Origin of the sequence: Streptomyces sp. NPDC059582 (genome assembly GCF_042735715.1) — a bacterium.
Taxonomy (GTDB): Bacteria; Actinomycetota; Actinomycetes; order Streptomycetales; family Streptomycetaceae; genus Streptomyces.
The window spans coordinates 48,742-69,027 of sequence record NZ_JBHWCC010000044.1 but is presented as its reverse complement, the minus strand read 5'-3'; the positions used below and the strand labels follow the sequence as shown (position 1 = coordinate 69,027).

General features: G+C 72.5%; 13 protein-coding genes and 1 pseudogene. 10 read left to right on the top strand and 4 right to left on the bottom strand.

What is annotated here, in order from left to right; translation table 11 throughout:
• Positions 1 to 21: 21 nt before the first annotated feature.
• Complete coding sequence (locus ACFV0T_RS30760) at positions 22 to 2,775, bottom strand: lysylphosphatidylglycerol synthase domain-containing protein (RefSeq protein WP_385786128.1); 2,754 nt, start codon at positions 2,773 to 2,775, stop codon at positions 22 to 24.
• Positions 2,776 to 2,962: 187 nt separating this feature from the next.
• Between ACFV0T_RS30760 and ACFV0T_RS30755 the strand changes: the two genes are divergently transcribed.
• The 5 genes from ACFV0T_RS30755 (at position 2,963) to nudC (ending at position 13,642) form a co-directional block, all read left to right on the top strand.
• Entirely contained in the window at positions 2,963 to 3,349 is a 387-nt protein-coding gene (locus ACFV0T_RS30755; RefSeq protein WP_385786125.1) for an MGMT family protein, read from the top strand.
• A gap of 435 nt (positions 3,350 to 3,784) precedes the next feature.
• Complete coding sequence (locus ACFV0T_RS30750) at positions 3,785 to 7,360, top strand: UvrD-helicase domain-containing protein (protein ID WP_385786122.1); 3,576 nt, start codon at positions 3,785 to 3,787, stop codon at positions 7,358 to 7,360.
• 120 nt (positions 7,361 to 7,480) lie between these two features.
• Positions 7,481 to 11,128, top strand: a complete 3,648-nt coding sequence (locus tag ACFV0T_RS30745) for an ATP-dependent helicase (RefSeq protein WP_385786120.1) — start codon at positions 7,481 to 7,483, stop codon at positions 11,126 to 11,128.
• Between the two features lie 10 nt (positions 11,129 to 11,138).
• The gene (locus ACFV0T_RS30740) at positions 11,139 to 12,542 is read left to right on the top strand and encodes a dipeptidase (RefSeq protein ID WP_385786118.1); all 1,404 of its coding nucleotides are present in this window, start codon (positions 11,139 to 11,141) and stop codon (positions 12,540 to 12,542) included.
• 143 nt (positions 12,543 to 12,685) lie between these two features.
• Entirely contained in the window at positions 12,686 to 13,642 is a 957-nt protein-coding gene (nudC, locus tag ACFV0T_RS30735; protein WP_385786115.1) for an NAD(+) diphosphatase, read from the top strand.
• A gap of 150 nt (positions 13,643 to 13,792) precedes the next feature.
• Here nudC and ACFV0T_RS30730 read toward each other — a convergent pair whose 3' ends face one another.
• The gene (locus ACFV0T_RS30730; RefSeq protein ID WP_385786112.1) at positions 13,793 to 14,035 is read right to left on the bottom strand and encodes a mycoredoxin; all 243 of its coding nucleotides are present in this window, start codon (positions 14,033 to 14,035) and stop codon (positions 13,793 to 13,795) included.
• 107 nt (positions 14,036 to 14,142) lie between these two features.
• On the opposite strand from ACFV0T_RS30730, the gene ACFV0T_RS30725 reads away from it, so the two are divergent.
• The 5 genes from ACFV0T_RS30725 to ACFV0T_RS30705 all read left to right on the top strand — a co-directional run bounded on the left by ACFV0T_RS30725 (position 14,143) and on the right by ACFV0T_RS30705 (position 18,167).
• Complete coding sequence (locus tag ACFV0T_RS30725; protein WP_385786110.1) at positions 14,143 to 16,434, top strand: ATP-dependent DNA helicase UvrD2; 2,292 nt, start codon at positions 14,143 to 14,145, stop codon at positions 16,432 to 16,434.
• A gap of 167 nt (positions 16,435 to 16,601) precedes the next feature.
• Positions 16,602 to 16,943: a hypothetical protein gene (locus ACFV0T_RS30720; protein ID WP_385786107.1), complete on the top strand. Its 342-nt coding sequence runs from the start codon at positions 16,602 to 16,604 to the stop codon at positions 16,941 to 16,943.
• A gap of 177 nt (positions 16,944 to 17,120) precedes the next feature.
• A complete protein-coding gene (locus tag ACFV0T_RS30715) occupies positions 17,121 to 17,489 on the top strand; it encodes a WhiB family transcriptional regulator (protein ID WP_385786104.1) in 369 nt (122 codons plus the stop codon).
• Positions 17,486 to 17,809 carry a hypothetical protein gene (locus tag ACFV0T_RS30710; RefSeq protein WP_385786101.1) on the top strand — a complete coding sequence of 108 codons (324 nt, stop codon included), beginning with the start codon at positions 17,486 to 17,488 and terminating at the stop codon, positions 17,807 to 17,809. The genes ACFV0T_RS30715 and ACFV0T_RS30710 overlap by 4 nt, the downstream gene beginning before the upstream one ends.
• A gap of 136 nt (positions 17,810 to 17,945) precedes the next feature.
• Positions 17,946 to 18,167, top strand: coding sequence for a hypothetical protein (locus tag ACFV0T_RS30705; RefSeq protein ID WP_385786099.1), 222 nt, complete (start codon positions 17,946 to 17,948; stop codon positions 18,165 to 18,167).
• Between the two features lie 13 nt (positions 18,168 to 18,180).
• Here ACFV0T_RS30705 and ACFV0T_RS30700 read toward each other — a convergent pair whose 3' ends face one another.
• Complete coding sequence (locus ACFV0T_RS30700) at positions 18,181 to 19,548, bottom strand: ABC1 kinase family protein (protein ID WP_385786097.1); 1,368 nt, start codon at positions 19,546 to 19,548, stop codon at positions 18,181 to 18,183.
• Positions 19,541 to 20,164: pseudogene (locus ACFV0T_RS30695) on the bottom strand (ThiF family adenylyltransferase); the annotation flags it as partial. The pseudogene ACFV0T_RS30695 and the gene ACFV0T_RS30700, both read right to left, overlap by 8 nt.
• Positions 20,165 to 20,286: the final 122 nt, after the last annotated feature.

Below are 20,286 nucleotides of genomic sequence, written 5' to 3'. Positions count from 1 at the left end.
GAGGTACGGCGGCCCCACCTGTCAGAGCGCTCCCTTGCGCGACAGATGGTTGAAGGCCAGCCAGCCCGGCAGCACCGGCAGCCACAGCGTGAGCAGCCGGAACAGCAGCACGGCGGGTGCGGCGACCTCCTTGGGGAGTCCCACGGCGATCAGACCGACCGTCAGCGTCGCCTCGACCGCGCCCACGCCGCCGGGCGTCGGCGCCGCGGATCCGAGCGCGTTGCCGGCCAGGAAGACGACGGCGACGCTGGCGATGCTGAGCGAGGTCGACTGGTCGCCGAAGGCGCGGATCGACGCGTCCAGGCACATCACGAAGCAGGCGGTGAGCAGCAGCATGCCGCCGATGCCGGTGATCAGCTTCTGCGGCCGTTGCAGCACGTCGAGCATGCGCGGCACGACACCCGCGAACAGCGACCTCACGCGTGTGACGACGAACTTGCGCAGGAACGGCACGGAGGTCACCACGAGCACGAGCACCGCCACCGTCAGCAGACCCGCGATGACCGTCCGGGACGGCGACAGCGACGGTGTCTTCTCGGTGCCGGTCAGATAGCCGAACGAGAGCAGCATCAGGATGTGGCAGCCGAGCCCGAACAGCTGCGACGCGCCCACACTGGCCACCGCGAGCCCGGGCCGGACACCCGCGCGCTGGAGGAAGCGCGTGTTGAGGGCGACACCGCCCACCGCGGCCGGCGCCACGATCTTCACGAACGACCCGGCGACCTGCGCCCCCACGGTGCGTACGAACGGCACCCGCTCCGGCACGAAGCCGAGCAGGCTCATCGCCGCGGCGACATAGCTGAGCGCCGAGAACAGCACCGCCGCGACGACCCAGCCCCACTGGGCGTTGGAGAACACGGTCGCGAACTCGATGTGGGTGAGCTGCGTCAGCAGGAAGTACGCGCCGATGGCACCGGCGATGAAGCTGATCAGGGTGCGCGGCCGGACCCGTTCGAGGCGGGCCGGCTCGACCGGCGCCTGCGGTCTGATCCGCAGCACCTGGTGCCGGATCTGAGTGAGCAGATCCTCCTCGCGTGCCTCCTCCACGGCCTCGTCGATGGCCCGCTTCTCGGCCCGCTGCTCCGCGCGTACGGCCTTCTTGCCCGGCTTGTCGGGTACGGCGGGTGCGGCCTCTTCCTCGGCCGCCTCCAGGCGGGCCTGCTTGGCCTGCCTGGACGCCTCCAGGACCGCCTCGCGTTCGCGCTGCGCGCGCTCCCGGGCCAGTTTCCGCAGCGTCGCGCGCGTGGAGCGGGTCAGGGCGATGGGCTGGAGCATCGGCAGACAGTCGGCGACGGCGTCGGGGCCGAGGACGCCCACCGCGGAAGCCACCGCGCGCTCCGCTCCGGCCCGCAGCCCGAGCGTCGTCACGAGCTGCGCGACGTCCATGCGCAGCAACAGGTCGCCGGCCGCGATCTCGCCGCCGCGCAGGTCGGTGAGGACGACCTTGCCGGAACGATCCACCAGGATCGCGTCGCCTGACAGCCGGCGGTGCGCGATGCGCCGCGACTGGAGCGCGTGCACCTGGTGCCAGGTGTGGTGCAGCAGCTCGTCGGTGATCTCCTCGTCGGCCAGCGAGTCGAGGGTGCGTCCGCCGGTGTGCTCGTAGACGAGCATCACGGCGTCGGGTCCGAGTTCGGAGGTCGCGATCAGCTTGGGCGCGTTGGCACCGGCCGCGATGGCCGCGTACGCGAGCAGCGCTTCCTGTTCCAGGGCCTGGCGCAGTGACTGGAGGCTGCTGCGGGTGGCGAAGCCGCGCAGCGTCAGGTTGCGCCAGGCGCGGTAGAAGAAGCCCTGCGCCTGCTGCTCCCGGTCGACCACGGTGACGTCCAGCGGCGGACCGTCCTCCAGGGTGACGAAATAACGTCGGCCGCGGTCGCCGTTCTCCGATGTCTCGGAGGCGTCCTCACGGGCCGCGCTCACCGGGTGGAAGCCGACGGTCCGCAGCCCCGCCATCAGCGTCCGTCCCGTGGGCCTGACGTTCGGCGAGCCGACCGCGTACAGCGTCCCGTAGGCCACGGTCCAGCCGATCAGCACCGTCAGGATGATCGAGAAGGGGGTCGTGTAGCCGGTGACCAGCATGGAGAACGCGTCGAGGAGCAGCACGATCCACAGCACGGAGCGCCAGCGGGGTCTGCGGGACATGCCGACGGCCGTCATGTACGCGATGACGGGAGCGAGATAGCCGTGCACCGGGTCGGTCAGGGCGTGGATGTCACCGGGGGACGGCTGGGTCAGCGCCTCCTGGATCGAGCCGGGGGCGGCCTTGGCGACCCACAGGTCGGTGGCGAGGGTCACTCCGTGGGCGAGGACCGCCGCGAGCACGCCGTCGGCGATGCGCAGCCCGTCCCGCTTGATCAGCCGTTCGATCGCGAAGGCGACCGGCACCAGCAGGATCGCGATGCTGGACGCCAGTCCCGCGATCTTGATCAGTAGATCGGGCGCCTGACCGGTGCCCTTGTTGATGTCCTGTTCGAGTCCCGAGGTCGTTCCGTGCGCGAACGCGGCGATCGCGAGCAGCACGGCCACGGCGAGCACGCCCACCAGCAGCCGCATCAGGTCCGACGGTCGGTGCACGCGCGCGGGGAGAAGCGGTTCGTCACCCTCGACCTCGTCGGCGTGCACCTCCTCGGCGGGATCCGAGTGCGGCGGTGGCCGCTTCCCGGCCGCCTTTCCGTCGTGGTCGGAGCCCTTCCCGTGCGCGTCGTCGGTGTCCGGGCGCGACGCAGCGTCAGAGGTACCCTCCGCGTCCTCGGGGTGTACACCCTGCTGCTTCATCGTCTCTTCTTGGTCTCGTATCACCGGTTCACCGCCCGCATGATGGTGGCATGCCCCACCGACACACGGGGGCATCAGGGTGCAAATGCGGGGGCGCACAGTCTGCCCCAAGCCTCGCGCCAGGGCGAGGGTCACGCACGGTCGCGAGGCCGTCGCACTGTCGGTGGGGTGGGGCAGGATGGGGCGAATGAGCGAGCAGAGCCTTCCGGACGACGCCCCGCCGGAGCACGGGGACGCGCTGCCGGAGTACGCGGAGCGGGTCCTCGACGTCGCCGAGCTGATTCCGCCGGGGCGCGTCATGACGTACGGGGACGTCGCCGAATGGCTGGACGAGGGCGGTCCGCGCCAGGTCGGCCGCGTGATGGCCCTCTACGGAGGAGCCGCCCCGTGGTGGCGCGTGGTGCGTGCCGACGGCGTCCTGCTGCCCGGCCACGAACTGCGGGCGATGGACCACTACCGCGCGGAGGGCACACCGCTGAAGGAGGCGAGCAGGGCCGCCGAGGGCCATCTGCCGCGCCTCGACATGAAGCGGGCGCGCTGGGACGGCGGCGAGCGCACGGAGGGTCACACCTGACAGCTTCCGCCACCGTGCGGGCTGAGGGGAAACCTGTGGCCCGTACGGGGGAAACGGGGCACGCCCGTGGCATGCCGTACGTTCGTGGGGCGAGGGACGTGCGAGACGGACGGGTCGCGCGGGCTGCACAGGCCGGGCGGGCCGTACGAGCCGGGCGGGTTGCACAGGTCGTGCGGGTTGTACGGACCGTGCGGGGCGTGTGGGCCGTGCGGGTCGTGTGGGTTGTACGGACCGTGTAGGCCGTGCGGGAAGGAGCGGAAGCCCTGCTTCCGCGCCATCGGTCGGCGTAGCGTCGGCTGCACGCGTCCCCCTCACCCCGCGGTCACCGCCCTTCCCCCTGCGGGCCGCCCGTGACCCGACGACCACCTCTACGACTACGACGACCGGCCCCCGCGTCGGCAGCCCCCAGTACACCCACCAGGACCGGCGAACCACGTGAGCTCCGCTTTCTCCACCAGGCGCCTCCCGCACCCCCAGGTGCGGGAGGGGAAAAGTGGTGCTTACCGACTGGTGCGTACCCCGCCGGTGCGACCGGCCCCTCCTCGTCTGGACGCCGCACAGCGCGCCGTGGTTGACCACACGACCGGACCCCTGCTCGTCCTCGCGGGTCCGGGCACCGGCAAGACCACCACCCTCGTCGAGTCCGTGGCGGCCCGCATCGACCAGGGCTGCGACCCGGCGCGCATCCTGGTGCTCACGTTCAGCCGCAAGGCCGCCGTCGAACTCCGTGACCGCATGGCGCTGCGCACCGGCGCGGCCCACGCGCCGCAGGCGACCACCTTCCACTCGTTCTGCTACGCCCTGATCCGCGCCCACCAGGAAAGCGACCTCTTCGTGGAGCCGCTGCGCCTGCTGTCCGGCCCCGAGCAGGACGTCGCCGTCCGTGAACTGCTGGCCGGCCAGCTCGACCTGGAGCGTCTCGGCCTCGCCCATGTGCGCTGGCCGGACGAACTGCGCGCCTGCCTGACCACCCGGGGCTTCGCCGACGAGGTCCGCGCCGTCCTCGCCCGCAGCCGCGAGCTGGGGCTGGGCCCGGAGGCCCTCGGCGCCTTCGCCCGCCGCATCGGCCGACCCGACTGGCGGGCCGCGGCCGTCTTCCTCGCCGAATATCTCGACGTCCTCGACCTCCAGGGCGTGCTCGACTACGCGGAACTGGTCCACCGCGCGGTGCTTCTCGCCCGCCGTCCCGAGATCGCCCGCCGGCTGGCCGCCCAGTACGACGCCGTCTTCGTGGACGAGTACCAGGACACCGATCCCGCCCAGGTGCGCCTGCTGCACGCGCTCGCCGGCGGCGGCCGCACCCTCGTCGCCTTCGGCGACCCCGACCAGTCGATCTACGCCTTCCGGGGCGCGGACCTGAACGGCATCCTCGACTTCCCGCAGGCCTTCCCCCGCTCCGACGGCCGCCCGGCCCCCGTCGAGGTCCTGCGCACCTCCCGCCGCTCGGGCGCCGCCCTGCTGGCCGCCAGCCGGCTGCTGACCCGGCGCATGCCGCTGACCCGCCTGCCCGCGGAGAAGGTACGGGCCCACCGCGAACTCACTGCGGTCCACGACGGCGGGCGCGTGGACGTCTTCACGTACCCGACGGCCGGAACCGAGCTGGACAACATCGCCGACATCCTCCGCAGGGCGCATCTGGAGGACGGCGTCCCGTGGGGCGAGATGGCGGTCCTGGTGCGTGCCGGGGCACGCGTCATCCCGTCCGTCCGCCGAGCCCTCACGGCCGCCGGCGTGCCGCTCGACATCGACGGCGACGACCTTCCGCTGCGACACGAACCGTCGGTGGCACCCCTGCTGACGGCACTGCGGGCGGTGGCGACGGCGGAGGCCATGGGGCGCGGCGGGGACGGACGTACGGACGTTGTCGAGGAGGCGGGGACGGAGCCGGGGTCGGGGGCGCGGCCGGCCTTGGAGCCGGAGTCGGGGACGGGGCCGGAGCTGGAGTCGGGACCGGAGCTGGAGTCGAGGTCCGCGCCGGAGCGGGATCCGGAGTCCGAGCCGCAGCCGGAGTCCGTGTCCGACCCGCAGCCGGAGTCCGACCCGCAGCCGGAGTCCGTGTCCGACCCGCAGCCGGAGTCCGAGCCGCAGCCGCAGTCCGATCCAGGGCCGCAGCCCGGTGCCGACGCCTGCTGGCTCGACACCGAAGTCGCGCTGACCCTGCTCACCTCCCCCCTCGCCGGCATGGACGCCGCCGACCTGCGCCGCCTCGGCCGGGCACTGCGCGAGGAGGAGCGGGCGGCGGGCAACCCCGTGCCGCCGCCCTCCGACGAACTGCTCGCGCGTGCGCTCGCCGAGCCCGAGCGTCTGGTCGCGCACGACCCGGCGTACGCCCGTGGCGCCCAGCGCCTCGGCGCGCTGCTCAGGAAGGCCCGCGAGCGCCTCGCCGGCGGCGGCAGCGCCGAGGAGGCACTGTGGGACCTGTGGGCGGGCACGCCGTGGCCCACCCGCCTGGAGCGGTCCGCACGGCGCGGCGGCGCGGCCGGCCGCAACGCCGACCGTGACCTCGACGCCGTGTGCGCGCTGTTCGCGACCGCCACGCGCGCGGAGCAGCGCACGGGAGGCCGGGGCGCGCTGAACTTCCTGGAGGAGATCGAGGCCGAGGACATCGCCGCCGACACGCTCACCCGCCGTGCCGTCCGCCCCGACGCCGCCCGCCTGATGACCGCGCACCGCTCCAAGGGCCTGCAATGGCGCCTGGTCGTCGTGGCCGGTGTCCAGGAGGGGCTGTGGCCCGATCTGCGCCGCCGCGGCTCCCTGCTGGAGGCCGACCGCATCGGCCGCGACGGACTCGCCGAACCGCTCACCCCCGGCGCACTGCTCGCGGAGGAGCGGCGCCTGTTCTACGTGGCCGCCACACGCGCGCGTGAACGCCTGGTCGTCACCGCCGTGAAGGCCCCCGCCGAAGACGGCGACCAGCCCTCCCGCTTCCTCACCGAACTCGGCGTGGAGCCCAAGGACGTCACCGGCCGCCCCAGGCGTCCCCTGTCGGTCGCCGCGCTCGTCGCCGAACTGCGTGCCACGACGGTCGACCCGCGCGTCTCGCAGGGGCTCCGAGAGGCCGCCGCCCGTCGGCTGGCCCGGCTCGCCGCGCTCGCCGACGAGGACGGCCGCCCGCTGGTGCCGTCCGCGCACCCCTACCGATGGTGGGGCATGTTCGAGCCGACCGAGAGCAAGGTGCCGCTGCGCGACCGCGACCAGCCCGTCGTGCTGTCCGGCAGCGCCCTCGACCAGCTCGCCAACACCTGTGCCCTCCAGTGGTTCCTGGGCCGTGAGGTGAAGGCCGACACGCCCGCGACGGCCGCGCAGGGCTTCGGCAACGTCGTGCACGTCCTCGCCGACGAGGTCGCCTCCGGACACACCCCGGCCGACCTCGCCGTCCTCATGGAGCGCCTCGACTCCGTGTGGAACGCGCTCGCCTTCGACGCGCCCTGGAAGTCGGCGCAGGAGAAGGAGAACGCGCGCGTGGCGCTCGAACGCTTCTTGAAATGGCACGTCATGGACCGCGCCGGGCGGACGTCCGTGGCGAGCGAGCAGGACTTCGACGTCACCCTCGGAGCGGGCGACTACGAAGTGCGCATCCGCGGCCAGATGGACCGCGTGGAGACCGACGCCGAGGGCCGCGCCTACGTCGTCGACTTCAAGACCGGCAAACAGGCACCCAGCTCGGCCGAGGTGGCCCGCCATCCCCAGCTCGCCGTCTACCAGCTCGCCGTCCGCGAGGGCGCCGTCGACGACGCCTTCGACGGAGCGCGGCCCGAGGCGGGCGGCGCCGAACTCGTCCAGCTGCGGCAGGGCGCCGCGATACGCGACGGCGGCGAGACCCTCCCCAAGGTGCAGGCACAGCAGCCCCTGGAAGGACCGGAGGGCGAGTGGGTCGGCGACCTGCTGGCCACGGCCGCGGGCAAGGTCCTCGACGAACGGTTCACCCCGACCGCGGGCCAGCACTGCACCCACTGTTCCTTCCGGGCCTCGTGCAGCGCACGCCCCGAGGGACGCCACGTGGTCGAGTGACCCGAGCGCCCGCCCGCGGCCGCTGTGACCCACCACACCACCGGTGCTGACCTGCGTCTCTTCCCGCCCCGAGCGGCGATCGGGCCCCCGCTGTCAGTGCCCACGGCTAGCCTCTCTGACGTGCCAGCCCGTATCACCGACCCCGAGCAGCTCAAAGAGCTCCTCGGCATCCCGTTCACCCCGGAGCAGACGGCCTGCATCACCGCACCGCCCGCCCCGCAGGTCATCGTGGCCGGAGCCGGGTCGGGGAAGACGACGGTGATGGCCGCCCGCGTGGTGTGGCTGGTCGGCACCGGCCAGGTCGCCCCCGAGCAGGTCCTCGGCCTGACCTTCACCAACAAGGCCGCCGGCGAACTCGCCGAACGCGTCCGCAAGGCACTGATCAAGGCAGGCGTCACCGATCCCGACGCCATCGACCCGGACAACCCCCCCGGCGAGCCCGTGATCTCCACCTACCACTCCTTCGCCGGCCGCCTCCTGACCGACCACGGTCTGCGCATCGGACTCGAACCGACCGCCCGCCTCCTCGCCGACGCCACCCGCTACCAGCTCGCCGCGCGCGTGCTGCGCGAGGCCCCGGGCTCCTACCCGTCGCTCACCCGGTCCTTCGCCGACCTGGTCAGCGACCTCCTCACCCTCGACGGCGAACTCGCCGAACACCTCGTACGGCCCGAGGACCTGCGCGCGTGGGACGCCGGACTGCTGCGCGCCCTGGAGAGCGCGAAACTCACCAACGCCGAGCTGCGCAAGGTCCCCGAGACGGCCGCCGCGCGCCGCGAGCTCGCCGGCCTCGTCCTGCGCTACCGGACCGCCAAACGCGAGCGCGACCTGCTCGACTTCGGCGACCAGATCGCCCTCGCGGCACGCCTCGCCCAGCTCCCCGAGGTGGGCCGCAGCCTGCGCGACGAGTTCCGCGTGGTGCTCCTCGACGAGTACCAGGACACCTCGGTCGCCCAGCGCATCCTGCTCGCGGGTCTGTTCGGCGGTGACACGGGCCATCCCGTGACCGCCGTCGGTGACCCCTGCCAGGCGATCTACGGCTGGCGCGGCGCCTCCGTCGCCAACCTCGACGACTTCCCCGAGCACTTCGCCCACACCGACGGCAGCCACGCCACCCGCCAGTCACTCAGCGAGAACCGCCGCAGTGGCGGACGCCTCCTCGACCTCGCCAACGGCCTCGCCGAGCCGCTGCGCGCCATGCACGCGGGCGTGGAGGCCCTCCGCCCGGCGCCCGGCGCCGAACGCGACGGCACCGTCCGCTGCGCCCTGCTGGGCACCCATTCCGAGGAGATCGACTGGATCGCCGACTCCGTCGCCCACCTCGTGCGGACCGGAACGGCACCCGGTGAGATCGCCGTCCTGTGCCGTACGGCCACCGACTTCGCCGAGATCCAGGGCGCCCTCGTCGCCCGGGACGTCCCCGTCGAGGTGGTCGGTCTCTCCGGGCTGCTGCATCTGCCCGAGGTCGCCGACCTCGTGGCCGTCTGCGAGGTCCTCCAGGACCCCGGGGCCAACGCGTCGCTGGTCCGGCTGCTGACCGGCCCGCGCTGGCGCATCGGCCCACGCGACCTCGCCCTCCTCGGCCGACGGGCCCGACTCCTGGTCTCGCACGCACGCGTGGGTGCCGACGACGACCCCGACCGCAGGCTCGCCGAGGCCGTCGAGGGGGTCGACCCGTTCGAGGTGACATCACTCGCGGACGCCCTCGACACGTTCCTGGAGACGCCGCTGAACGGCGCGGGGGACGACGACGGGCTGCCCTTCTCGCCCGACGCGCGCGTGCGCTTCGCCCGGCTCGCCGCCGAACTGCGCGACCTGCGCCGCTCCCTGTCCGACCCGCTCATGGACGTCCTGCACCGTGTCCTCGCCGTCACCGGTCTGGAGGTGGAGCTGTCGGCGTCCCCGCACGCCCTGGCCGCCCGCCGCCGCGAGACCCTGTCGAACTTCCTCGACGTCGCCGCCTCCTTCGCCGCGGGGGACGGCGAGGCCGGCCTGCTGGCCTTCCTCGGCTTCCTGCGCACCGCCGCCCAGTACGAGAAGGGCCTCGACAACGCCCTCCCGGGCGGCGAGAACACCGTCAAGGTGCTCACCGCGCACAGGTCCAAGGGCCTGGAGTGGGACGTCGTAGTCGTCCCCGGCCTGGTCACGGGTACCTTCCCCAGCGCCCAGGGCCGCGAGAAGTGGACCGCCCAGGGCAAGGTGCTGCCGCACGAACTGCGCGGCGACGCCGAGACCCTGCCCGACGTCGGGTCCTGGGACTCCCGCGGCATGAAGGCCTTCCACGAGGCCATGAAGGAACACCAGCACACCGAGGAGCTCCGCCTCGGCTACGTCACGTTCACCCGCCCCCGCTCCCTGCTCCTCGGCTCCGGTCACTGGTGGGGCCCCACCCAGAAGAAGCCCCGCGGACCCTCCGACTTCCTGCGGGTCCTGTACGACCACTGCGTGGCAGGACACGGCGAGATCGAGGCATGGGCGGACGAACCGGAGGAGGGCGCGGAGAACCCGGCCCTGCACCGGGCGGGCGCCGACCAGGTGTGGCCCCTGCCCCTCGACGCCGACGCCCTGGCCCGCCGCCGCGCGGCGGCCGAGACGGTCCTCGCCCACCTGGAGACCCTCGCCTCCCACCAGGACGGCCACCCGTCGGCCGCGCACGACCCCGACACCGTCGACGACCCGGACTGGCCCGCGCCGCCGGCGGACGACGAACCCCCGTACGACGGGAGCGACCCCTACGGCGAGGGCGATCCGTACGACGGGAACGACCCCTTCGTCGAAGGCGATCCCTACGTCGAAGGCGATCCCTACGGCGAGAGGGACCCCTTCGTCGAAGGCGATCCCTTCGACGAGGACGCCCCCGACTGGGAGCCGTCGACCCCGGACCGCCCGACGCACCGGCCCACGCCCGCCGCCCGCCCCATGGTCCCGCACCAGGCCGCCGCCCCGGAGACCGCGCAGCACGCCCGCCCGCACCCCGCGGGGGCCGAGCACAGCCGGCTCCCTGAGAGCGCCCGGACTCCCGAGGACAGCCCCCTCACACCGGAGGAAGCCCGTACCGTCGCCTCCTGGGACCGCGACCTCGGTGCCCTCACGGGTGAGCTCCTGCGCGCCCGGCAGAGCGTGCGGGACGTGCCCCTGCCCATGACCCTGACCGCGACCCAGTTGCTGCGCCTCGCCGACGACCCGGACGGGTTCGCCCAGGAACTCGCGCGCCCCATGCCGCGCCCCCCGCAACCGGCCGCGCGCCGAGGCACCCGTTTCCACGCCTGGGTGGAAGCGCGCTTCGAAGAGTTGACGCTGCCGATGCTGGAACCGGAGGAACTGCCCGGCGGCGAGGCCGAGATCGCCGACGAACGCGATCTCCAGGACCTCAAGGACGCCTTCGAGCGCACCGCGTACGCGCACCGCACGCCGTACCGCGTCGAGACCCCCGTCCAGCTCTCCATCGGGGGCCGCTTGATCCGGGGCCGTATCGACGCCGTCTACCGACACGGCGACGGCGACGGGACGACGTACGAGATCGTCGACTGGAAGACCAGCCGCACCCGCACCGCCGACCCGCTCCAGCTGGCCCTGTACCGGCTGGCCTGGGCCGAGCAGCAGGGCGTGCCCCTGGACTCGGTCACGGCCGCGTTCCTGTACGTGCGCGACGGCGAGGTCGTACGGCCGGACGACCTGCCCGACCGGGCCGCACTGGAGCGGCTGCTGCTGTTGGAGGAGCCGTTGTGTGACGAACCGCCCAACGAGGATGTCACTGAGTGCCGATAGGCTCGTAAGCATGAGCCAGACCCCGGACAGCGCCGTCCGCACGTACATCGAGCACCACCGCGCAGCCTTCCTCGACTCGCTCGCCGAATGGCTGCGCATCCCGTCCGTGTCGGCTCAGCCGGACCACGCACCCGATGTACGGCGCAGTGCCGACTGGCTCGCCGCCAAGCTCCAGGAGACCGGCTTCCCGACCGCCGAGGTCTGGGAGACGCCCGGCGCCCCGGCCGTCTACGCAGAGTGGCCCTCCGAGGATTCCGAGGCGCCGACGGTCCTCGTCTACGGTCACCATGACGTGCAGCCCGCCGCCCGCGAGGACGGCTGGGACAGCGAACCCTTCGAGCCCGTCGTACGCGGCGACCGGCTCTACGCGCGCGGGGCTGCCGACGACAAGGGCCAGGTGTTCTTCCACACACTCGGCGTCCGTGCCCACCTCGCGGCCACCGGCCGCCACAGCCCGGCCGTCCACCTCAAGCTGCTGATCGAGGGCGAGGAGGAGTCGGGGTCCCCGCACTTCCGCGCCCTTGTCGAGGAACACGCGGACCGCCTCTCCGCCGACGCCGTGATCGTCTCCGACACCGGCATGTGGGCCGAGGACACCCCCACCGTGTGCACCGGCATGCGCGGCCTCGCCGAGTGCGAGATCCAGCTGCACGGACCCGACCAGGACATCCACTCGGGTTCCTTCGGCGGCGCCGTGCCCAATCCGGCCACCGCCGTCGCCCGCCTGGTCGCCGCGTTGCACGACGAGCACGCACGCGTGGCGGTCCCTGGTTTCTACGACGGCATCGTCGAACTCACCGACCGCGAGCGGGAGCTCTTCGCCGAGCTGCCCTTCGACGAGGAGCAGTGGCTGCGCACCGCCAGGTCGCACGCCTTGCACGGCGAGGCCGGGCACACCACCCTGGAACGCATCTGGGCCCGCCCCACCGCCGAGGTCAACGGCATCGGCGGCGGCTACCAGGGCGCGGGCAGCAAGACGATCATCCCGTCATCGGCGCTGGTGAAGCTGTCGTTCCGGCTGGTCGCGGGCCAGGACCCGGACCACGTCGAGAAGGCCGTCCGTGGCTGGGTCGCCGAGCAGGTCCCCGCCGGCATCCGGTACGAGATCACGTTCGGCGCGGCCACGCGCCCGTGCCTGACTCCGCTCGACCATCCGGCGCTGCGGTCCGTGGCGCGCGCCATGGGCCGCGCCTTCGACAAGCCCGTCCGCTTCACCCGCGAAGGCGGCTCGGGACCTGCCGCCGACCTTCAGGACGTCCTCGGCGCCCCCGTGCTCTTCCTGGGCATCTCCGTCCCCTCCGACGGCTGGCACGCCCCGAACGAGAAGGTCGAGCTCGAGCTGCTCCTCAAGGGCGTCGAGACCAGCGCCTATCTCTGGAGCGACCTCGCGGAGAACTGGCGCCGTGCGCCCTGACCACCGCACACGGTCCGGAACGGGCCCGCGCGCGGGGCACACTGGAAGGACCGCCCCGTAGCGAAAGACCCCGCCGGACCCGGTCACCTCTCGCCGTACGTCCCGCTGAACCACCCGCCGAAACGAACCGTTCCACGGGGGAGATGGAAGCACCTGTGACCACCTGGACCGACCACACCGCCGACCGACCCATCTCGCTCACCGCGCCCAGCGGCATCGACCGCGCCGCCCACCACCGGCTCGACGAGGCCTGGCTGGCGGCGGCATGGAGCCATCCCACGACCCGCTGCTTCGTGGTCTCCGGCGGCCAGGTCCTCATCGACGAGACGTCCGACGGCCGGACCGAGCTCGTCATGACGCCCTCTTTCGAGGCCCCGCTGACGGAGGCGCACCGCTATTTCCTGGGCACCGACGAGGACGGCGTCAGCTACTTCGCCCTCCAGAAGGACGCCCTGCCCGGCCGGATCGACCAGTCCGCGCGCCCCGCGGGCCTGCGGGAGGCCGGCCTGCTGCTCTCACCCCGGGACACAGGCCTGATGGTGCACGCCGTCGCCCTGGAGAACTGGCAGCGCCTGCACCGCTTCTGCTCCCGCTGCGGCGAGCGCACGATGATCGCCGCGGCCGGCCACATCCGCCGCTGCCCCGCCTGCGGCGCCGAGCACTACCCGCGGACCGACCCCGCCGTGATCATGGCGGTCACCGACGAGGACGACCGCATCCTCCTCGGCCGTCAGGTCCACTGGCCCGAAGGCCGCTTCTCGACGCTGGCCGGCTTCGTCGAGCCCGGGGAGTCCATCGAACAGTCCGTACGCCGCGAGGTCCAGGAGGAGGTCGGCGTCACCGTCGGCCAGGTCGAGTACGTGGCCAGCCAGCCCTGGCCGTTCCCCTCCAGCCTCATGCTGGGCTTCATGGCGCACGCCACGTCGACGGAGATCGAGGTCGACGGCGACGAGATCCACGAGGCCCGCTGGTTCTCCCGCGACGAACTGACCGCCGCCTTCGAGTCCGGCGAGGTGCTGCCCCCGTACGGCATCTCGATCGCCGCCCGCCTGATCGAGCTCTGGTACGGAAAGCCGCTGCCGACGCGCACCTTCGTGTGAGACGGAGCACAACGGCGAAGCACAAACGGCGAAGCCCCAAGGGTGGAACGCAAAAAGGGCAGCCCAAGGGCGGAACGCAAGAAGGACGGAACAGACGAAGGGCGGTCCCTGAGACATCTCAGGGACCGCCCTTCTGACAGCGTGGAGCGACTACGCGCCGATCTTCTGCTTGACCTGCGCGAGCGACGGGTTCGTGAGAGTCGAACCGTCCGGGAAGAGCACGGTCGGGACCGTCTGGTTTCCGCCATTCGCCTTCTCCACGAACGCGGCGGAGTCCGGGTCGTGCTCGATGTTGATCTCGTTGTACGTGATGCCCGCGCGGTCCATCTGGCTCTTCAGTCGCGTGCAGTAGCCGCACCACGTGGTGCTGTACATCGTCACAGTGCCCGGCATGTCTCTCGTGCTCCTTCGGCGTTCGGGGGACGGGTTCGCAGGGGGTGAACGTCCTTGAAAGGGCCACCATTCCCGCCCGGCAGCATGTGGCACGTGACGCCTGTCGCATGGGCGGGACGCCTGCCGTATTAGTACGACCGCGAGTGCCTTCCTGTGGACAACCGGCTCACCCGTCCCGGGCGACCTGGCAGCATGGCTGTGTGACAGCAGCAACGCACTCCACGCTCTTCCCGCAGGTACCGGACTCGGCCGACGCGGTGCTCGAAGGGCTCGACCCCGAGCAGCGCGAGGTGGCCACCGCCCTGCACGGTCCGGTGTGCGTGCTGGCCGGTGCGGGCACGGGCAAGACCCGGGCCATCACCCACCGCATCGCCTACGGAGTGCGCGCCGGCATCCTCCAGCCCTCCAGCGTGCTCGCCGTCACCTTCACCAACCGGGCCGCCGGAGAGATGCGCGGCCGACTGCGCCACCTCGGTGCCGCCGGTGTCCAGGCCCGCACCTTCCACTCCGCCGCCCTGCGTCAGCTCCAGTACTTCTGGCCGAAAGCGATCGGTGGCTCCATGCCCCGGATCGTCGACCGCAAGGTCCAGCTCGTCGCCGAGGCGGCCGCCGCCTGCCGGATCCGTCTCGACCGGGGCGAGCTGCGGGACACCACCGCAGAGATCGAGTGGTCCAAGGTCACCCAGACCGTCCCCGCCGACTATGCCGCCGCGGCGGCCAAGGCCGGCCGTGAGGCCCCCCGCGACCCGGCCGAGATCGCCCAGCTCTACGCCGCCTACGAGGACCTCAAGCGCGACCGGTCCGTCATCGACTTCGAGGACGTCCTGCTGCTGACCGTCGCCGTCCTGCAGGACCGGCGCGACATCGCCGAGCAGGTCCGCAGTCAGTACCAGCACTTCGTCGTCGACGAGTACCAGGACGTCAGCCCCCTCCAGCAGCGGCTGCTGGAGCTGTGGCTCGGCGACCGGGACAGCCTCTGCGTGGTCGGCGACGCCAGCCAGACGATCTACTCCTTCACCGGGGCGACCCCCGATCACCTCCTGGACTTCCGCGTCCGCCACCCGGGTGCCACCGTCGTGAAGCTGGTGCGCGACTACCGCTCCACACCCCAGGTCGTCCATCTCGCCAACGGCCTGCTCGCCCAGGCCCGTGGCCGTGCGGCCGACCACCGCCTCGAACTGATCTCGCAACGCGCCCCGGGCCCGGAACCCCTCTACACCGAGTACACCGACGAGCCCGCCGAGGCCGAGGGTGCCGCCCGCCGCATCCGCGACCTCGTCGCCGCCGGCATCCCGGCCGGCGAGATCGCCGTCCTGTTCCGGACGAACTCCCAGTCGGAGACGTACGAACAGGCCCTCGCCGATGCCGGCGTGCCCTACCAACTGCGTGGGGCCGAGCGGTTCTTCGACCGCCCCGAGGTCCGCAAGGCGGGCATCGCCCTGCGCGGCGCCGCCCGCTTCGGCGGCAACGACTCCCTCCTCGACGACGCCGTGGACCTGCCCTCGCAGGTGCGTGCCGTGCTGTCGGGCGAGGGCTGGAGCCCGCGGCCCCCGGCCGGCTCCGGCGCCGTCAGGGAGCGCTGGGAGTCGCTCGCCGCCCTGGTGAACCTCGCTCAGGACTTCGCCGCGGCCAAGCCGGGCGCCACCCTCAGCGATCTCGTCGCCGAACTCGACGAGCGCGCGAACGCCCAGCACGCCCCCACCGTCCAGGGCGTCACCCTCGCCTCGCTGCACTCGGCCAAGGGCCTGGAGTGGGATGTCGTCTTCCTGGTCGGCGTCGCCGAGGGCATGATGCCGATCACCTACGCCAGAACCGACGAGCAGATCGAGGAAGAGCGCCGACTGCTCTACGTCGGCGTCACCCGCGCCCGCGAACACCTGCACGTCTCCTGGGCGCTCTCCCGCTCACCGGGCGGCCGCCCCAACCGCCGCCCCAGCCGCTTCCTGGACGGGCTGCGCCCCGGCTCGGCCGCCACCGCCGGACGCACCGGCCCGGGCGGCGCGGGCGGCATCGAACGCGGCTTCACCGGCGGGGGACAGACCGCCGTCCCGCGCCGCACCCAGCGCACCCCGGCGCGCTGCCGGGTCTGCGGACGGACCCTGACCGATGCCGGCGAGATGAAGCTGATGCGCTGTGAGGACTGTCCCTCGGACATGGACGAGGGACTCTACGAGCGGCTGCGCGAGTGGCGTGCGGTGCAGGCGAGCAACAGCGGACAGCCCGCGTTCTGCGTCTTCACCGACAAGACCCTGATGGCGATCGCCGAGGCCGCCCCCGACGAGCCGGGCGACCTGGCCCGGATCCCGGGCGTAGGGACCCGCAAGCTGAACCGCTACGGAGCCGACGTCCTGGCCATCTGCGCAGGCCGGGAGCCCGACGCGGCCGCAGACGGGGACTGATACGAACTCGTCGAAAAAATAGTTTGCGCATGCCCCAGGAATCCCCATAGGTTCTTAGGCACGGGGACGGAGGCCTTCTCGAAGGCCCCGATTCCGTGCTGTACTTACATATCCGTCGGACTGGGCTCACCCCCGGTCCCCCAAGACGCCGAGAGGAGGCGATTCCAGTGATCAGCATCAACACCAGCTCCGCCAGCACCGTGAAAATGACCGATCGCGCGGTCGTCTCCCTGTGCATGCTCGGCGTCTCGAACCTGGGCACCGGTCTGTCCGGCATTTCCGCCGCCCGCCCGGCGTCCTCGTCCTCCCTGTCTCTCGCGGGTCTTCCCATCCGCGAGCGCAATGAGCGACCGACTCAGGCACTGGAAGCAGCAGTAGTGGAACAGGCCAAGGCCAAGGCCTATGCCTTTACCGCGACCGCGACCGGTGCCGGATTCCGGAAGCAGACGACGCACCACCACCTGATGTGGGCCTTCCGTGGGCCAGAACCCTGGAGTGATCCAGCCTGATCGTCGATCAGGCCGGCGCCTTCAGGGCCGCGGAACCCCACCCGGGATCCGCGGCCCTTCTGTTTGTCCCCGAACGGGGATGACGGTGCGAAGGGGCCTCGGAACAAGAAAAGAACCCGGTACCAAGCCGACAGCCGGTCCCACCGGGCCGGACCGACCAGACGAGGAAAACCAACCGTGCAACTCGAAGCGCACGCCCCGTCCGTACCGCCTTCCGACGCGATCCCCAAGCCCGGCCTCACGGAGGACCCCACCTTGATCCCGCTCACCGCGCTCACCGCGCTCGACGACGCCATCGAGAACCTCGGCGTTCCCGTCCCCTGCCGGTCCTACGACCCGGAGGTCTTCTTCGCCGAGTCGCCGGCGGACGTCGAATACGCCAAGTCCCTCTGCCGCACCTGCCCGCTGATCGAGGCCTGCCTCGCCGGCGCCAAGGAGCGGCGTGAGCCCTGGGGCGTCTGGGGTGGCGAGCTGTTCGTCCAGGGTGTCGTCGTCGCCCGGAAGCGGCCGCGTGGCCGCCCGCGCAAGAACCCGGTCACGGCATGAACATCGCAGGAACGATCGACCGCCCCCTCACGAACGACCCCAAGAAGCAGGCCCCGATGAAGCCGTCCACCAGCGAGCCCACCGGCTCCGCGACCCCAGACTTCACCACCAGTGGCGCGAACGACTCGCGTCAGAACAGGACCCGAGAGATGCAACTCATCCCAGAAGCCCTGGCTCGTGCGCATATGCACGACCGACTGCACGAGGCGGAGCGGGAACGCCGGGCCATGCGCCTGGTGACCGCCCGCCGGATGCAGCGCCGGGCCGAGCGCGCCTCGCTGCGCGCCCGCCGGGCGCTCGCCATGGCCGTCATGCAGTAACGGCACCCACCTGATGTGCCGGCCTCCCGCTCCCGGGAGGCGATGGTTCCCCGCGGGGGCCGGTCCGTTCGAACGGACCGGCCCCCGCGTTGCGTGGTGAGCGGGCATCCACCGGGTGCGGCGATATCGTCACCGGGTGACGAGTCTTCCCGGAGGCAGTGACAGAGTCGGTGACCACGGCGGCTCCGCGACGGAGCCACGCCCCCTCGTGTGCGCACGCTGCGGCAGACCGGCCGACGGCGCGCAGCCCACCTGGACCTGTTCCGTGGAGCACGGCACCCGCCAGTACTTCTGCAACACCTGCTCCCGCGACCACCTCAGGGCGATCGAGGGGCGGCTGGACTCGGCCTGGTGGTGAGGGGGCGTCCCGCTCAGGCCTCCGCGGCCGCCTCCTCCGCCTCCGCCAGGTCCGGCACGAAGCCCGGGAGCCACTCCTCCAACTCCTGCCGCAGACGCACCGTCGCGCCCAACTGACACAGGACGCCGATCGTGCTGAGCGTGACCCGGTGGATCAGGAGGTATGCCGGTGGGAGGTTGAGCCGCTTGCCGAGCTGGTAGGCGGGGGAGCGGGGGTCGGCGACGCGGGCGGCCTGGCCGCGCATCCAGCCGCGGGTGAAGGTGAACGCCTCGATCCTGGCCGGCTCGATGATCGGCAGGAGGTAGTCGAGGACCGCGTCGGGGTCGAGCTCTATCGAGTCCTTGACGAACCCCTCCGCGCACAGCAGTTCGTAGACGGCCTCGGCCTGGCTGTTGAGGGTCATCCGGAGCGAGTCGCCGATGGGTGTCGGCAGTCCTCCCGGGAGGCGGTCGACCGTGCCGAAGTCCAGGACGCCCAGGCGCCAGTCGTCCTCGCCGTCCGGGCCGCCGGGCAGCAGACGGAAGTTGCCCGGGTGCGGGTCGGCGTGCAGCAGGCCGGTGCGGGCCGGCCCGGAGAAGAGGAAGCGGGCCAGCAGTTGGCCGGCGCGGTCGCGCTGGGCCTGCGTGCCGTCGGCGATCACCTCGGACAACGGGACGCCGTCGATCCACTCGGTGATCAGAACCTGGTCGCACTGATGGACCACCGACGGCACCACGACGTCCGGGTCGCCCGCGAACTCCTCCGCATGGGCCTGCTGGGCCTGCGCCTCCAGCCCGTAGTCCAGCTCCTCGGAGACACGGTCGCGCAGCTCGGTGATCAGGGGCTTGATGTCCATGCCGGGAATAAGGGGACCCAACAGGCGGGCGAATCGGCTGAGTTGGGTCAGGTCGGAGAGCAGGGCCTCGCCCGCACCGGGGTACTGCACCTTGACCGCGACCTCACGGCCGTCGTGCCACACCGCCCGGTGCACCTGGCCGATCGAGGCCGCGGCGGACGGCTTGTCCTCGAACTCCGCGAACAGGTCGGGCCAGTCCTCGCCGAGCCGCTCCCGCAGGACCGTGTGCACGGTCCGGGTGGGCATCGGCGGCGCGGCCTCCTGAAGCTTGGTCAGCGCGACCCGGTACGGCCCGGCGACCTCCTCGGGCAGCGCCGACTCGAAGACGGACAGGGCCTGTCCGAACTTCATCGCCCCGCCCTTGAGCTCGCCGAGGACCTTGAACAGCTGCTCCGCCGTGCGCTGTTGCAGTTCGCGGCCGACGATCTCGGCGGACTCGCCCACGATGCGCTTCCCGAGTCCCCAGGTGGCCCGCCCGGCGAAGCCGAGCGGGAGCGCGGCGAGCTTGGCGGTCCGGGTGACCGCCTTGCGGGGAAGATCAGACATGCGCCCTCCAAGTCCCAGCCGGTCGCACCGCGCCTGCCTTACGGCACAACTCCGTTGACGACCGTAGCCCCGTCATTGTCTCGTGCGAGCGCCCGTCTTTGGAGGTGTGTTCCCCCTTAGCTCTCTCCGCGGCCCGGCACGGGCATGCGGAGTGGGCCCAGATCGGTCGGGCGTGCCACTGGAGACCGGGCAGCGAGACCTCCCAGCGTGCTCCCGCGGTCGAGGGGAGCCGGCCGTCCAGGAAGGCCAGCGCGTGGGCCGCGGCCAGCCCGGCGACGGTCGTGGCCAGTGTCAGGTCGCAGGCGCGGATCTGCCGGGACTTTCCGGAGCGCCACTGGGCGACCAGGCGCGGCCAGGTCGGATCACGTTCGCTGCGCCCCTCGTGCAGGCAGCCGGCGCAGGCCGTCTCGCCGGGCAGGACCAGGGGGCCGACGACGCCGGTCGCCTCCACCACCCCGGCGTACAGATGCGGTGTGCCGGAGGCGATGAGGGGTTCGGCGGCGGAGGGGGCGGGCGCGTGCACGTCGACGTCGTCCCGGGGCGCGAGGATCACCAGGGTGTGGCCCGGGTCGCCGGCGCCCTCGGGCGGACCGGCGGTGCGGCGCGCAGGGCGGCCCCGGGCCCCCCCGCCCCCCGGGCCGCGGGCCCCCCCCGGCCCGCGCCCCCCCCCCCCCCCCCCCCCCCCCCCCCCCCCCCCCCCGCCCCACGGCGCCACCCCGCCCCCCGCCCGCCCCGCGA